This window comes from Nonlabens spongiae (genome assembly GCF_002117125.1).
Lineage (GTDB): Bacteria > Bacteroidota > Bacteroidia > Flavobacteriales > Flavobacteriaceae > Nonlabens > Nonlabens spongiae.
The window spans coordinates 1,968,477-1,984,201 of sequence record NZ_CP019344.1; the positions used below are offsets into that span (position 1 = coordinate 1,968,477).

Here is a 15,725-nt window from a genome sequence, read left to right on the forward strand (position 1 = left end):
TGCTTGGAATTGCGGTGGTTCTTTTGATAAAATTTAAGAATACAGATGTAATTATAATGATATTCTACTTCAACAATGTACGAGATATTCAGAGAGCATTTGAAAGTATAAATTTCCTCTTCAAATTCTCTCTTTTGATAAGTTCGTTTGTCTTTGAGTATATAATCAAATGATCTTCCAGGCAATGATCAAAAATTGAACCTATAAAGTTAGATAGGAATAAGCCCTGCTTCTATTAGCTTCGACATCAGCAACAGTCAAAACCTTTGCTCTATGCACAACTGACGTTGCACCCTTAGCAGGAGAAGAATTCATCTTACTTACTTTTGTATAAATTGACTTTCTACTGTTTTTTATAATATGTCCCATGATTTGGCAAATAAAGACTATGCAAACGTACAATTAGCGAGCCAAAATTGTTCAAAATAAGTGTTACTTTATCGAATCTATACATTATTTATAATGTGTATAAATAACTTACTATATCTGAATATTGATCGTTTACAATTCTGGAACTATCTAACATTTGTAGAACCTGAACTCAAATCTAATCAACATTCATCGATTTCTTAAAAATATATCGAGTCACGTAGATACCGTTTGAATCACCATCACCACCATAACTTTCTGTACCGCTATTGACAAATGCCAATTCCCAACCTTGCTCAGCCAATTCATTTATCTTTGAAGTAACGACAGCGTCATTTGCGGCAATATTTTGAAATCGGATTCCAGCTATATTGAAAAAGTTCAAAAGTTTGGTTTCCTCAAAATCTTTTACTCGTATCTCTCTTCTACTGGACTTGTTGCGTTCGTCATTTTCTGAACTACGCGTACTGGTAAAATCTCTATAGTCGCGATCTTCCGTTCCAAAAATCATTCTAGATCTACCGATTCCACTAGGAATGATCGATTCTACCACCGTAACTGTTTGATAAACGTAGTAGGGTTTGTTGTTACTGGTTGTGAGTGAATCTGTTTGTGAGAAAGCAAAACCTGAACTAATAAGTATTAGGATAGGTAAAATCAATCTTAAGCGAGAATTGAAGAGCTTCATCTTATAACGGTTAGCATTACTCTATAAAGGTAATCTAATCAACCCAATTTTTTCTCTTGACTTCCTCGAAACCATAAGTCCTCTCAATATTTGAGTAAAAAGCAAACCAGAAATGACCTTCTCCATAAACAATTAGTTTTTTGCTTACCGTAGAGTCAAGAATATGAGTCATCAACTTTTCATTCCTTAAATCATGCACAACTTCCTTGTAATAATCTTTCCTGTTGCAATCATATTTTTGATTCATTGGCGTATTGTAATCACAATTATCCAGTACTACCTTATGATATTGCTCTTCAAATAATGCTACCAAATCCTTCAGATAAAAATCCGCATGAACATCGATTTCAGGCCTTAAACCATAATCATATTGCTTTTGCAAGACATATTTATCAGGATCAAGAATTTCGAAAATAGCTTGCTGTTCATTGCTCAGGACATTCTCCCCAAATGTCAAACCCGTGAGTCTTCTCATTTTTAGCTTAGTTTCCTCCGCATCCGGCTTGTTTTCGTCAAATTTTACGGTTTCATAATAAACAACATAACCTTTTTCCCGTTTTTCTTCAATGAAGATCCTTACATTATCATAATTGGTTGGTTTAGCTATATGCATCATAGGTAAATAGATGACACGCTGATTGTCTTTCTTGAAATATGATGCGTTTTTTGCTATGTCTCGATTGATTTGACTCTTAATCAATACCGACTGACAAGACATGGTCACCACAACTATCAATAGATAAATTACACTTATTAAATTAATTCTTCTCATATCAATTGATAAAAAATAATCAGAATTATCATAAGCCAGACGATTTACCGGAAAAGTAATAAAACTGAATTTCATAAGCGCCAAAAAAAAACCGCTTTCGGCTTGAAAGCGGTTTTAGAAATCAATTTTCAAATTAATTCTTACAAATCAAATTTTATTCCTGGAGCTCCTGCATCCAACGATCCGCCGCGGCGGAGAGAGGAATGCAAATGATTAAAGATCAAACTTAATACCCTGAGCAAGGGGCAAATCCGTAGTATAATTAATCGTATTGGTCTGTCGGCGCATGTAGACTTTCCATGCGTCAGATCCTGATTCTCTACCTCCACCAGTATCTTTTTCACCACCAAAAGCGCCACCTATCTCGGCACCGCTAGTTCCTATATTGACATTAGCGATACCGCAGTCAGATCCTGCAACCGATAAGAAACGCTCTGCTTCTCTCAAGTTATTGGTCATTATGGCACTAGAAAGACCTTGTGCCACATCGTTTTGGATATCAATAGCATTTTCAACATCTCCAGAGTATTTCAAAAGATAAAGTACTGGAGCAAATGTTTCGTGTTGCACGATTTCCATGTGATTTTCAGCTTCCGCAATAGCGGGCTTCACATAACAGCCACTTTCATATCCAGCCCCTTCTAGAACGCCACCTTCTACGATAAGCTTCCCTCCTTGTTTCACCACTTGCTCACGAGCATTATTGTAGCCAGCAACAGCATCAGTATCGATAAGTGGTCCCACGTGGTTATTCTCATCCAGCGGATTTCCAATTTTTAATTGTTTGTAAGCGTCTACCACAGCGTTTTTAACCTTGTCGTACATGCTCTCGTGAATAATTAATCTTCTCGTTGAGGTACAACGCTGTCCAGCAGTTCCCACAGCACCAAATACAGCTCCTATCACGGTCATCTTTATATCGGCATCTGGAGTTACGATGATAGCGTTGTTACCACCCAATTCCAATAAAGATTTACCCAATCGTTCTCCCACTTTTGCCGCAACGATTTTACCCATGCGAGTGGATCCGGTAGCGCTTACCAGCGGGATTCGCTTATCAGTCGTCATCATCTCGCCTACTTTGTAATCTCCATTGATGAGACATGATATACCTTCAGGCAGATCGTTGTCTTTAAGAACTTTGGCGATGATATTTTGGCATGCGACGCCACAGAGCGGCGTTTTCTCGCTAGGTTTCCAAATACAAACATCACCACATACCCACGCAAGCGCTGTATTCCAAGCCCAAACGGCAACCGGGAAATTAAATGCACTTATGATTCCTACAATTCCCAAAGAATGATATTGCTCATACATTCTGTGACCGGGACGCTCTGAGTGCATTGTGAGTCCGTGCAGTTGTCTTGACAATCCTACGGCAAAATCACAGATATCGATCATTTCCTGAACCTCGCCCAGTCCTTCCTGATAGGATTTCCCCATTTCATAGGAAACAAGTTTTCCCAGTGGTTCTTTGAGTCTTCTCAGTTCTTCACCAAATTGTCTCACCACCTCGCCACGCTGTGGAGCAGGCATCGTGCGCCATTGTTTGAAAGCATTCCCAGCGGCTTTCATAACTTTTTCATAGTCTTCTTGAGTTGTCGTAGAAACCTTGGCGATTTCAGCTCCATCTACTGGGGAAGAAGAAATGATTTCCTCACCAGACCCAAAGCTGTTATTTCCTGTTGAAGTTCCGTGGTTAGATGCTTCAAGTCCCAAAGCCTTCATAGCTTCATCGATCCCAAAGTCTTTTGCAATTTGTGACATGTAGTTTATTGATTTTTAGTCCAGCTTGTCAGCTAGTTTTTTAAATACTTTTTTTGGATTTTTATTATCGTAGAGAATGCTGTGTACCGCATTCAAAATGGGAGTTCGCGCTCCTTTTTCTTGATTGATCTTATAGGCGCTTAAAGTTGCGTAATAACCTTCAGCCACCATACTCATTTCGAGCTGAGCACTGCGTACCGTGTACCCTTTCCCCAGCATGTTACCAAACAATCGGTTACGTGAAAAGACAGAATATCCAGTTACCAGTAAATCTCCCAAATAAGCACTGTCGTTGATATTGCGCTTCATTTTGTGCACCTTTTTGATGAATCGTTTCATCTCGCGTATGGAATTACTCATCAAAACACTCTGAAAGTTATCACCATAACCCAGACCGTGAGCTATCCCAGCAGCAATCGCATAGATATTCTTAAGCATCGCGGCATATTCCGTACCTATAATGTCGTCGCTGGTTTTACAGTTGATGTAATCGCTCGATAAGCGTTCTGCCAGAAAATCGGCTTTTTCTTGATCTGCGCAAGCGATGGTGAGGTAGGAAAGTCTTTCCAGAGCTACTTCCTCTGCGTGACAAGGTCCCGTAATCACACCTATATCTTCAAATTCGATTCCGTAATGCTCATTAAAATGTTCTCCTACGATCAGGCCCGTTTCAGGAACGATTCCTTTTATGGCGCTGAAAATGATTTTACCCTTCAACTCAACCGTAAGCGCTTCTAGTTCTTTGTAGACAAAAGCGCTGGGAATGACAAAAATGCAAACATCAGCATACCCGACGATCTCATTGATGTCGCTGGAGAGTTTCAATTGCTTGACATCAAATTCCACAGAGCTCAAATAACTGGGGTTATGCTCATTGCGCCTTATATGCTCGATCGCGTAATCGCTACGCATGTACCAGCCTACTTCATCCAGATTTTCACAAAGCATCTTCACTATCGCAGTAGCCCAGCTACCACCTCCCAAAACCGCAATTTTCTTCGTTTGATCCATAGTTTTCTTAAGCAGGTCTAAAGATACTATTTTCAGCAGCCTTCTTTAAATGATTCGTAATAAATCGGGTGATTGGTTGCTAGGATCGTAAATTATGGTGGTTCCGCTTTCGCGAAAGCGAGAACTAGAAAAGATGAAGATGAAGATGAAGTTGAAGTTGGAGTTGAATAACATTAAGAAAACCTGTCACTCTGAAACCGAGTATGCGAGGTATTCAGAGTCTCCATAATGATGTCTCGACTTAGAATTCTTGTGAATTCCCATCAAACAGATTCTGTCCCGACAGCTGTACGGGACGCGCTACGCTCCGTTCAGAATGACAAAATATAATTTGCTTCGGGTTCATCTTTAACTTCAAGTTCGAGTTCGAGTTCAACTTCTAAAGCTCCCGCACCGTATCAGCGGGTAACCAGGCTTTGCTGCCGTTTGCCAATGAAATTTTGAACCAGTCCTCAAACTCCTCCAAAATCTCAACCTTTGTTCCTTCATGAATCAAAAAGGCTGCCTCCGAGCTTTGGGTAGGCTCGCTCCTTGTCTTGAACTCATCTATGTAGACAATGGCATAGCGCTCGCTATTCATGGAATCTTTTGCGTAGAACGCTGTAAGAATAGTGAGGACAGAAAAAATAACGCCTATCAAAGACAGTATAAAAAAGAGTCGTTTTTTAGCCGGTGTCGCAGAGTAAATGTAGAGTATAATAAGCAAAATCGTCACGAGAACCAGTGCTATACTGGTGTACGCCCACTCATCAACAGTGAGACTGGCGGCAATCTCTTCAATTTTTGCATTAAACCCACTTTCGGGCAGTGGGTCTATCGCGTCAATTTTCATTTGGTTGGCAAATCGCAGATTATTTTGAATCTCCTCATTTTTGGGATCCAACATAAGTGCTTTCTCGAAATTATAAATCGCAGGTCCTACTTCGTTCTTTTTATAGTAAGCGTTACCTAAATTATAATAAACTTCAGCACTGTGTTTTCCTGTTTTTAATATCTGCTCGTAACCTGCGATGGCGACATCATAATTTTCATCGGCGTAGGCTTTGTTTGCATTCTTGAATACATTCAATTCATTGCTAACAGCCTCTTGAGCGGTTGAGAAAACTACCGCAAGCAACATAAAAACTGATAAAACACTTTTCATTTTCATTTTTTTAATTGCTTATCGATTCTATTCAAAACGCTTCCTGCCTTATCATAATCCTCTTTCATACTCGCATTTGTTGAAGGCGTGTAACGGGCAAATTCACAGCTCTGGAGCAGTTCTATAAATTCTTTGCGCGCTTCTTCTCCAGCACCTTTTTCTGCCAGGAGTAGGTCTACACGTTCTTTTGACATATCAGCAGTCTGGATATTTAATTTTGACTTGAGATAGTTGTGAAGCGATCGTTCTAAGGCGATATAGAACTGCTCGTGATTCCCGATGTTCTTACGCGCAGCACTCAAGAATTTTTTACTCAGTTTGTTTGCTGTGCGCAGTCGGTTCCCAGTCACATCTGCCTCGCGACGTTCCTGCTGTTTGCGCACAATCAGCACGATGGGAAGCAATAGGAATGTACCGCCCAGAATCGCCCAATAAGTTCCAGAATTGAAGAAATAGGTTTTTTCTTGAGATTGTAAAACGGTATCTGTTTTTATAAAGGCAAATTGATCGGTAGAACCTATCACATTTTTAGGAGTTCCAGCGGCAACTGCGTTTGAATTACTGTTTGAAGCTGGTGCAGGACCGTCTACCATGATCATGGCTTCGCCGCTATTTAAGGTAACATAACGCTCCTCTTGCGGATCAAAATAAGAGAACTCCACCGGCGGAATCACATATTTACCACCAAACTGAGGAACTATAGTATAGTTGTCTTTAATCTCTCCTCGCATACCACTGACGGAAGTCTGAACGTTATTGATTCGTTCTGGTTCATAAACTTCAAGACTCTGCGGCACTTTAAGTTTCGGAAGCTCCATAAGTTTCAAGTTCCCTTTTCCGGTCACTTCTACGCTAGCGGTAAGGCTTTCTCCTGCCTGAAGTTGCACTCGATCTGTATCTATTTTAAAATCAAAATTACCCACTGCACCCGTGAAGCTTGCCGGTCTTCCTACTGCAGGAAGATCTTTTACTGTTATCGTTCTTGAGCCTGCACTCACCGTCATGGACTCGTTGCTCATGTAGGGACGGCCAAAAAAGTCTCTTCTATTAGTAGGTAACTGTACGTCTATATCTAGGGTTAAGGGTTCGATTTCAAGTTTACCCGTCTTTTGCGGATATAAAACCGCCTCTCTCAAAACAAGATAGCGATACGGCTCACCTTTATATGTTCCGTTTTGTGCTCGTCTATTACGATTGTCAATATTCTGAGACCAAAAATCAGCGTACTTTGGACTATTGACCTCTCGCCAGTTACTTACTCCCGTATTGTTTTTTACATAAAGTTTATACACAACGCGTATCGGCTCGTTGAGGTACGGATTTGAGTTAGAAACCTCAGCCACTAAATGCACATTGTCTTCTGCATCAGGGGAATTATCATTGATATCCTTAGGCTGGGAAACGGCACCCGTGACATTGATCTCGATTATATCAGTCTTGTAGGGCCTACCTTCATAGGTCATGACACCATGCTTGATGGTCAATTTCCCTGTTTTGGTAGGTTGTAACACATATCTAAAAGACTTGCTCATGCTACTGCGACCATTTACCCAGCTTTGCGAGATACTCTGACTAGGCCCTGCGATTACCTGAAAACCTTCAAAATTAGGCGGTGTAAAATCATCACCGTCCACATTCATCTTGAACTCGACGCTCAGTCGTTCATTCAGCGCTACTTTGTTGCGACTCACTGTAGCATCAAAGCTTACCTGAGCTGTGGCTAAGTAACCTATAAAAAATAATATGATGCTCAAGGCTTGTTTCATTACCAGTCTTTCTCAGATTTTACCGCCTTGCCTTTGGCTTTTTTAGCATTTACTTTTTCTTGGATTTTCTGTTCTTCGTTATTCATGGCTTCCAGCAACTGTCTGGCTTGCTGTGGCGTTAATTTACCAGCCTGGCGTTGTGGTGCTTTTCTATCCTGCTCTTTAGGATTTCCGTCACCATCTTTCCCATCTTGGTTTTTACCCTTCTCGTCTTCCTTTTTCTTGCCGTCGTCACCTTCATTCTGGTCGCCGTCTTTTTTATCGTCGCCCTGATCTTTATTCCCATCAGAATTCTCATCTTGATCACCTTGATCGTTTTTATCCTGTTCCTCACCGTCCTCTTTGTCGTCCTGATCTTGATTGTCATCACCGCCGACACCGCCGCCTCCTTGCTTTTCTTCTTCCTTTTTGGCAAGTGCTAGATTATAGCGGGTTTCGTCGTCTGTCGGGTCGTTACGCAAAGCATTTTTATAAGCTTCCACAGCTTCTTTGAACTGTTTGTTTTCAAATAGCGTGTTGCCCGCGTTGTGGTAGATTTTATGCTTTTCTTCCTTGGTGGTTGCTGCCTCAGCGGCTGCTTGGTAATCATTGCTCGCCTCAAAACGACGCTCCTTATTGAAATGTAAATTTCCTAGATTATAGGAAGCTCCCGCTGCTTCTGGGTTTAAGGCGACGGCTTTTTTATAGGCAGCTTCGGCAAGTGCATCGTTGCCCGCTTCTGCCTCTTCTTGAGCGGTCTTTAAGGCGCGCTCGTATTCAATATTTTGTAATGGTGCTTGTGATTGTTGCGCTTTTCCTCCTACGCTTATTCCTAAAAATAGTATTAGAAATAGGCACGCTTTCGCGAAAGCGGGAACACCAAAAACATTTTGCAGGCTACGGCGGACAGGCGCGAAAGCGAGACCCATAAAAACACCACAAACCAGCATCAGCTTCAACGACTTAACAACACCTTGGGTGCAAGCTTGCTGTATATGTCCATTCAAAGATTTAGTAAATAAAAACATCTCTTTACTGTTTTTGTCCCGATAGCTATCGGGATTGTCTTTGTTTTTGATTTTAATTCCTATTCATTAAAAAGATTCAATTTTCTGACCCAGCCGGTCTTGCGCTCCAGATAGAAAACGTCCAGCACGATAAAAAACAAACCGAATGCCAAAAACCACTGATACTGCGATTCAAAATCTGCATACTGCTGGGATTCAAATTCAGTCTTGTCGATTCCAGAAAGCTCGGTCTTGAGTTCTTCAATCACATTTGCAGTAATTGTGCCGTCTATGTAAACGCCGTTTCCAGCCTCTGCGATTTCTGTCAAATTTTCCTGAACCAACTTGGTGATCACCGTTTTTCCCTCACGATCCTTCTTGAATTCCTTGACGATACCGTTGCGCTTTATGGGTATGGTACCCCCTTTAGGCGTTCCCACGCCTATAGTTATGATTCTGATACCTTTCTCGGCGGCAGCTTCCGCAACGCTCGCAGTCTCGCCTTCATGATCTTCACCGTCACTGATGATGACCAATACTTTTGCCGCCTCACTTTCCTCACCGTAATAACTTTCAGCTAGCTGGATTGCCTCGCTGATCGCCGTTCCCTGACTGGAAATGAGCTCGGTGTTCAGCGATTGCAGAAACATCTTAGCACTTCCATAGTCGGTTGTGATGGGCAGTTGCGGCACGGCACTACCCGCATAAGCAATCAACCCGATGCGGTCACTCGCTAGGTTGTTAATTATCTGCGTGACCAGTTGCTGTGATTTTTCCAACCGGTTAGGTGCGATATCCTCAGCGAGCATGGATTTAGAAACGTCTACTGCAAAAACAATGTCGACGCCCTCGCGCTTGACGGTTTCCAATTTGGTTCCAGCTTTTAAATTAACGAGTGCAAACACGCAAAACGCAATCCCAAAACAGATGGTCACCAATTTTAAGATAGGCTTGAACCAAGACCTGTTTGGGATCAAGTGATCTAGCATTTGGCTTTCGGCATATTTCCTTTGTGCGCGATACCTCCAGGCGCTCAAAATCAGAAACAGCACAACCAGCATCGGTATGATGAGCAACATCCAGAAATATTGTTTTTCTTCTAGTAGGTACATGGTTTAGTTATCAGTTATTTATTTTTAGTTATTAGTTATTGTGAGTGGCGGATAGGTCCGCTATTTTAATTTAGTTAATGGTCATAATTCTCTCCTCCAAAAACTCCATCAGAGTCTCCTGATCTTCTTTTCTTATTTCTCTAAGGTCGATTTTTTGCAGGTCATTGGAACGTTTGTAAACTTCTAATTGATCTTCCTTTAACTCAATACGCTTTATATCTTTATATCTAAGCCCGTAGTGCGTTCTGAAACGATTGATTACAACTCTCACGACTTTGTCATTGTATTTAATAACTCTGGTGTGCCACAACTGTTCTGCAAGAGAAATTGACATACCAATCGAACCAATCACCATACATACAGAATATAATATTTCATTCTCCTCAGCCATCATTCCGTATGCCGCAATAAAATATGAAACAGCACTAATCAACATCAATGCACCTGGCCATCCGAACCTCTTCTGTTCAATGAACTTTAAAGACTCGTGCTCTCCAGCCGTCGCTTCTGATATTCTTGATTCTGTCATTTACTTTTAATCCTTTCTGTATTTCGTTCAATTTCTGGCATCCTGACCGCGCTTCGACAGGCTCAGCGTGACAGACATCTTCAACATAAATGGCGGATGCGATCCGCCCTACGATACTGCAAACTGTCAACCTACAACTGCCTACTGGCGGATGCGATCCGCCGCTACTGTCCACTCGCGGGCTGCGCCCGCGCTACGCCACCGTCCTAAACACCTTATACTTCAACAACATCTCAACTCCCAAAAGAATCAAAGCTAATAAAACCAGATCGCGATACTTTTCCTCTACATTGAAAAATTCAAACTGCTCGATCTCGGTTTTTTCCAGCTTGTCTATTTCTGCGTAGATTTCTTCCAGCTTTTTGTTGTTCGTTGCTCTAAAGTATTCCCCACCGGTGTCTACGGCGATCTGTTTCATCAATTCTTCATCAATTTCTACCGGCATCAATCTGAAATTGAAACTCCCATCCAAATTTCTGGAATAAGGCGACGGCGCATTTCCATTGGTTCCGATTCCGATCGTGTACACTTTGATGCCATATTCAACAGCAAGCTCACTCGCTATTTTAGGATCGATAAAACCGCTGTTGTTAACACCATCCGTCATCAAGATAATTACTTTACTCAATGCTTCACTTTCCTTCAACCGATTCACCGCGGTTGCCAGTCCCATCCCGATTGCGGTTCCATTTTCCAAAACACCGTCAAAAGCGATGCTGTTCACCGCGCGCAACGACACACTTTTGTCTGTTGTGATGGGAGTTTTTGTGTAGGCTTCACCGGCATAGACCACCACTCCTATACGGTCATTGGGTCGGCCGTTGATAAAATCTGCTGCTACCTCTTTTGTAGCTTCAAGGCGATCCGGCTTTAAATCTCGAGCCAACATACTCGCACTCACATCTACCGCGAGGACTATGTCAATTCCGTTAGTTGTTTTGGTTTTGGTGGTCACATCGGTAGTTTGTGGTCGTGCCATTGCGGTGATCAATAAGCTTACCGCAAGCAATCGCAAGACCAGCAAAACAGGTCTGAAAGTCGCGAGTAATGATCTGCCAGCTTTGAACCCTTTGATACTGGAAACCTGAACGTTTGCATTCTGCTTGCGCCACGTCCACAAATAATATCCTATGATCAATGGCAGCAGCAAGAACAGCCAAAACATTTGAGGATCCTGGAATTCTATGTTGTTGAACCAATTCATGCTCCAGGTTGTTTTTTAGATTCCAATCCCGCTGGAATTTTGATCTCGATGGATTGCTCTATACGTTCCAAAATCAAGCGACCGTACTCTCTCAGCTCCTCTTCTTCATCATCTTTCTCAACAACGATCATGACTTGCTGCAAACCTCCTGCTTTAGCAAAAAGTAAGATGACATATTGATACTCATCACCACCGTGATCTAGGGTTCCAGCCAGCTCAATACCTTTGTTACCATTGATCTCAATTTCATTATCCAGCATCACGATATTAGACGCCCCTTCTGATTCCATGTTTACGATGAGCGGCTCCATAAATGCATCGGCTTTGAGATCTTCTGGCAATTGCTGCTGGAAGTTCATCGTAGCTACCTGAACCATCAAAGGATCCTCCCACTCGCCGTATTCAAAGTTGTTGAATAACGCCACCGCATTTTTGATCTCATCGGGTAAGCTGATGCTGTCATTGCGCACTAGCACATCAGGCGTGGTCAACTGAATTGCAGGAACTCCATAAGTTGTCGTGATCCAGTCTTGTTCATAAAGGTCGCGCAATTCATTTCCAAAAACCTGATCTTTCACCTCATCCCAGCCGTCTACATAAATCCAGCTTCCAGCCGCTGCACAAAGCAATACGACTCCAGCCGCAATTCCTATGGCAACTTTTTTAGCCCGACGCTTCAATTCTTGCTGGCGGCGGTAGCGCGCATCCTGCATCAATTCCTCTTCAGTAGGTGGCGGTAGTACTTGGTGAATGTTGTAGATAATATCGTTAGTGCGGTTGCGATCTTCCTTGGCGCTGATCGCATCACCTCCCGCTCCTGCAAATTTGATCAAATCTGCCTTGCGCAAAATTTCTTCCAGCGCACGCTCTGTATTTTGAGTGATACTCATGCCTTTTTCAGACATGGCAATTTTCAACTCACGCAACAGCTGATCCGTCGTACTTTCCAGAGTATGACCGTACACTTTGGAATCAATGTATCGGCGCAAAATGTAGGTGAGTTCTGTGTAGTATTCCTTCCATTGGCGGTTTTCCAACAGCCCTTTCTCATCAAGTTTTTGAAGGCGGTACTTAGTCCATTCGTACGGCTGTAAAGTTTCTTCGTAGGTCTTTTTTTCTCGCTTTCGCGAAAGCGCAAACACCACAAACCCTACTGGAATCAGGAGCAACAACCACCACATCCAGCTGTAATCTGGCGGCACGTTAGTCTCCAGTTCCATGGAATCCTTGATTGGGAAAAGTTTTTGTTTAGTGGTGTCTACCACCACCTCGCGCACGCTTACTAAAACGGAATCGCTATAAAGTTGGGCGCTATTTTTGAGAATCTTGAGTTGTGGCACCCAGTAATCACCGCTGTCAAATTGTGTGATACCGTACTGTTTGAAAAGCTTGATCTTGTCAGCAACACGTGTGCTGTCCACAGGGTAACTATTGATCACCTCCATGGCTCCCATGGTTTGTTGCTCTGGGAAAACTACCAAATCCTGTAAAGTTGCTTCAACGGTGATGCCCAGTTTTATCTCCTCGCCTATCTTGATCAGATCGCGATCTACCGTAGTAGGCACCTGTAGGCTGTCTGGAACTTGTATTTGAAATGAGGGCGTTTCGGCTCCGCTCAACGACCACATTTCGACTCCGTGGTTGCCGAGCGTAGTCGAGGTACTCAACGACTTCGCAATTGAGGGGTTTGCCAATACGATTAAAAACAGAAATATGTAGGTCAGTCGTTTTCTCATCGTGCCTTGAAGTATCCCAAAAGTTTTTTTGTGTAATTCTCTCTAGTTTCCAGATCAATGGCACCTGCATCTGAGCGGGTGAAAGCGTTTTTGAAATAAGCTGCACATTCTTTATGGAACGCAGCATAATTTCTGCGCAAACTGCGGCTACTGGTGTTGATGAGTTGCGTTTTTCCGGTCTCTTGATCTGTAAAAGAAACCAGTCCCAGATTGGGCATCTCGGTCTCGCGGTGGTCATAAATGCGCACTCCCGTTACATCATGTTTGCGTCCGACGATTTGCAACGCCTTCTGATAATCTGTATTCATGAAATCAGACATCACAAAAACGATGGCTTTTTTCTTGAGCACACCGCCTAGATATTCCAACGCTTGAACAATATTGGTGGTCTTATGCGACGGCTTGTATTCCAGTAATTCTCTAATAATTCTCAGGATATGAAACCTTCCTTTTTTGGGAGGTACAAAAAGCTCTACTTGATCGGAGAAAAGTAGTAACCCAACCTTATCATTGTTCTGTAATGCGCTAAAAGCAAGCGTGGCGCACATCTCGGTGATAATTTCTTTCTTTAGTTGCTCTTGTGTTCCAAACAATGTAGAAGCACTCACATCGGCAACTAGCATTAAGGTCAGCTCACGTTCTTCTTCAAAAATCTTGATGTGCGGCTCCCCAGCTCGAGCGGTCACGTTCCAGTCAATATTACGTACATCGTCTCCATACTGATACTGACGGACCTCGCTAAAAGTCATTCCACGACCTTTGAAAGCACTATGGTACTCGCCACCAAAAACCGCATCGCTCAACCGACGGGTTTTGATCTCGATCTTCCGGACTTTTTTAAGTAGTTCTTTTGTATCCATGTGGTGCTCGCTTTGCTCGCGGGTGGTTAGTTAACGGTTAATTGTTAATAGTTATAAGATTTGATGGTTTGGGTTTCTATTTGATCCTTGATTTTAGTTGTAAGTTCTTCGTTGATAGTTGTTAGGTCTTTCGTTATTCGCCTTTCGTTATTCGCCTTTCGTTATTCGCCTTTCGTTTTTTGCTATTCGGTTGAATGCTGATTTTAAATTCTAAGTCGTTAGTCCTAAACTTTACTTTGTCAGTCTGAGCTTGTCGAAGACGATTTGACATCTAAAAAGTGAGCTTTGACACCCTTCGACTCCGTGGTCATTGAGCGGAGCCGAAATGCTCAGGGAACATGCTCAGCTTGACAGCTTCACGGTCAGCTAACAACTTACAACCAGCAACAATTAACTTTTAACCATTAACTGATAACTGGCGGATGCCATCCGCCCCTACGGCACCTCGATAGTATTCACAATCTTGTTCACGATATCCTCAGTCGTGTAGTTTTCCGCCTCGGCTTCATAGGTAATTCCGATTCTGTGACGTAATACGTCAAGCACTACGGCACGTACATCTTCTGGAACGACGTAGCCACGACGTTTGATGAAAGCGTAACATTTAGCGGCTTTGGCAAGATTGATCGAACCACGAGGAGATGCTCCAAAACTGATCAACGGCTTCAAATCCTCCAGCTTATACTTCTCTGGATAACGTGTCGCAAAAATGATGTCAAGAATATATCTTTCAATTTTCTCATCCATGTAAACCAACTCCACCGCTTCTTGAGCTCTCAAAATCTGCTCTGGCGACACTACTGCATTGGGTACCGGGAAGTCTTTCTTCAAGTTGGCGCGCATGATATACTGTTCGTCAGCAAGCGTAGGGTAATCGATCACCGTTTTCAACATGAAACGGTCCATTTGCGCCTCAGGCAATGGGTACGTTCCTTCTTGGTCTACTGGGTTTTGGGTCGCCATTACAAGAAATGGTTTCTGCAACGGGAAGGTGGTCTCACCGATGGTCACCTGCTTTTCCTGCATGGCCTCCAGCAAAGCACTCTGAACCTTTGCCGGTGCACGGTTAATCTCATCGGTAAGGACAAAGTTGGCAAAAATCGGTCCTTTTTTGATGGAGAAATCGGCGTCTTTTACGTTATAGATCAAGGTTCCTACGACGTCGGCTGGTAAGAGGTCTGGTGTAAACTGAATTCTTGAAAAAGATCCATTAACGGACTTAGAAAGCGTATTAATCGCGAGGGTTTTTGCCAGTCCTGGAACACCTTCTAACAAAATATGTCCCCTACCCAGCAGACCGATGAGCAATCGCTCCACCATGTATTTTTGCCCTACGATTACTTTATTCATCTCATTTACAAGCAAATCAACAAATTGACTTTCCTGAGCCACTTTTTCATTGATGCTTGCAATATCTACTTGTGTGTTTTGATCCATTATGGGTGCGTTTGGTTTACACTTTTCTTAACCTGCAAAATGTCGTTTTCTTTTGCGCCGCTAAGTTAATCAACGGTTAATTAAAGAAAATGAGTGTTAACGGAGAGAAACTGAAGTTGAAGTTGAAGTTGAAACTAACTCAAATTATTTGTCATTCTGAATGGAGCTAAGCGACGATTCAGAATCTCATCGAGACAGATATTATGAGACTCTGTCCCGATAATTATCGGGAAGCTCGTGCCTCGCTTTCAGAGTGACAGGACAAGTTTGAGTTTAAATTTAGATTTGAATTTTATGTTCGCTTTCGCGAAAGCGAAACAAACACCAGCTCCCTCAGCCTTCTT

13 protein-coding genes are annotated in these 15,725 nt (G+C 42.5%); all 13 read right to left on the reverse strand.

Annotated features, from left to right (window positions below):
• Positions 1 to 547 precede the first annotated feature (547 nt).
• Positions 548 to 1,057 (reverse strand): hypothetical protein, encoded by a 510-nt coding sequence (locus BST97_RS09085; protein ID WP_085766940.1) that lies wholly within the window; start codon positions 1,055 to 1,057, stop codon positions 548 to 550.
• Between the two features lie 34 nt (positions 1,058 to 1,091).
• Entirely contained in the window at positions 1,092 to 1,904 is an 813-nt protein-coding gene (locus BST97_RS09090) for a hypothetical protein (RefSeq protein ID WP_085766941.1), read from the reverse strand.
• Between the two features lie 138 nt (positions 1,905 to 2,042).
• Positions 2,043 to 3,596 (reverse strand): L-piperidine-6-carboxylate dehydrogenase, encoded by a 1,554-nt coding sequence (gene amaB, locus BST97_RS09095; RefSeq protein ID WP_085766942.1) that lies wholly within the window; start codon positions 3,594 to 3,596, stop codon positions 2,043 to 2,045.
• 15 nt (positions 3,597 to 3,611) lie between these two features.
• The gene (locus BST97_RS09100) at positions 3,612 to 4,607 is read right to left on the reverse strand and encodes an NAD(P)H-dependent glycerol-3-phosphate dehydrogenase (protein ID WP_085766943.1); all 996 of its coding nucleotides are present in this window, start codon (positions 4,605 to 4,607) and stop codon (positions 3,612 to 3,614) included.
• 379 nt (positions 4,608 to 4,986) lie between these two features.
• A complete protein-coding gene (locus BST97_RS09105; RefSeq protein ID WP_085768208.1) occupies positions 4,987 to 5,751 on the reverse strand; it encodes a tetratricopeptide repeat protein in 765 nt (254 codons plus the stop codon).
• Positions 5,752 to 5,753: 2 nt separating this feature from the next.
• On the reverse strand, positions 5,754 to 7,517 hold the full coding sequence (locus BST97_RS09110) for a BatD family protein (RefSeq protein WP_085766944.1): 1,764 nt from the start codon (positions 7,515 to 7,517) through the stop codon (positions 5,754 to 5,756).
• Entirely contained in the window at positions 7,517 to 8,524 is a 1,008-nt protein-coding gene (locus BST97_RS09115) for a tetratricopeptide repeat protein (RefSeq protein WP_245833520.1), read from the reverse strand. The genes BST97_RS09110 and BST97_RS09115 overlap by 1 nt, the downstream gene beginning before the upstream one ends.
• Before the next feature lie 59 nt (positions 8,525 to 8,583).
• The gene (locus tag BST97_RS09120) at positions 8,584 to 9,615 is read right to left on the reverse strand and encodes a VWA domain-containing protein (RefSeq protein WP_085766945.1); all 1,032 of its coding nucleotides are present in this window, start codon (positions 9,613 to 9,615) and stop codon (positions 8,584 to 8,586) included.
• Between the two features lie 70 nt (positions 9,616 to 9,685).
• Positions 9,686 to 10,144 (reverse strand): hypothetical protein, encoded by a 459-nt coding sequence (locus BST97_RS09125; protein WP_085766946.1) that lies wholly within the window; start codon positions 10,142 to 10,144, stop codon positions 9,686 to 9,688.
• Positions 10,145 to 10,337: 193 nt separating this feature from the next.
• Positions 10,338 to 11,348 (reverse strand): vWA domain-containing protein, encoded by a 1,011-nt coding sequence (locus BST97_RS09130; protein WP_085766947.1) that lies wholly within the window; start codon positions 11,346 to 11,348, stop codon positions 10,338 to 10,340.
• Complete coding sequence (locus tag BST97_RS09135; protein ID WP_157111573.1) at positions 11,345 to 13,084, reverse strand: hypothetical protein; 1,740 nt, start codon at positions 13,082 to 13,084, stop codon at positions 11,345 to 11,347. The genes BST97_RS09130 and BST97_RS09135 overlap by 4 nt, the downstream gene beginning before the upstream one ends.
• Complete coding sequence (locus BST97_RS09140; RefSeq protein WP_085766948.1) at positions 13,081 to 13,944, reverse strand: DUF58 domain-containing protein; 864 nt, start codon at positions 13,942 to 13,944, stop codon at positions 13,081 to 13,083. Before BST97_RS09140 ends, BST97_RS09135 begins: the two co-directional genes overlap by 4 nt.
• Before the next feature lie 435 nt (positions 13,945 to 14,379).
• A complete protein-coding gene (locus BST97_RS09145) occupies positions 14,380 to 15,381 on the reverse strand; it encodes an AAA family ATPase (protein ID WP_085766949.1) in 1,002 nt (333 codons plus the stop codon).
• Between the last annotated feature and the right edge of the window lie 344 nt (positions 15,382 to 15,725).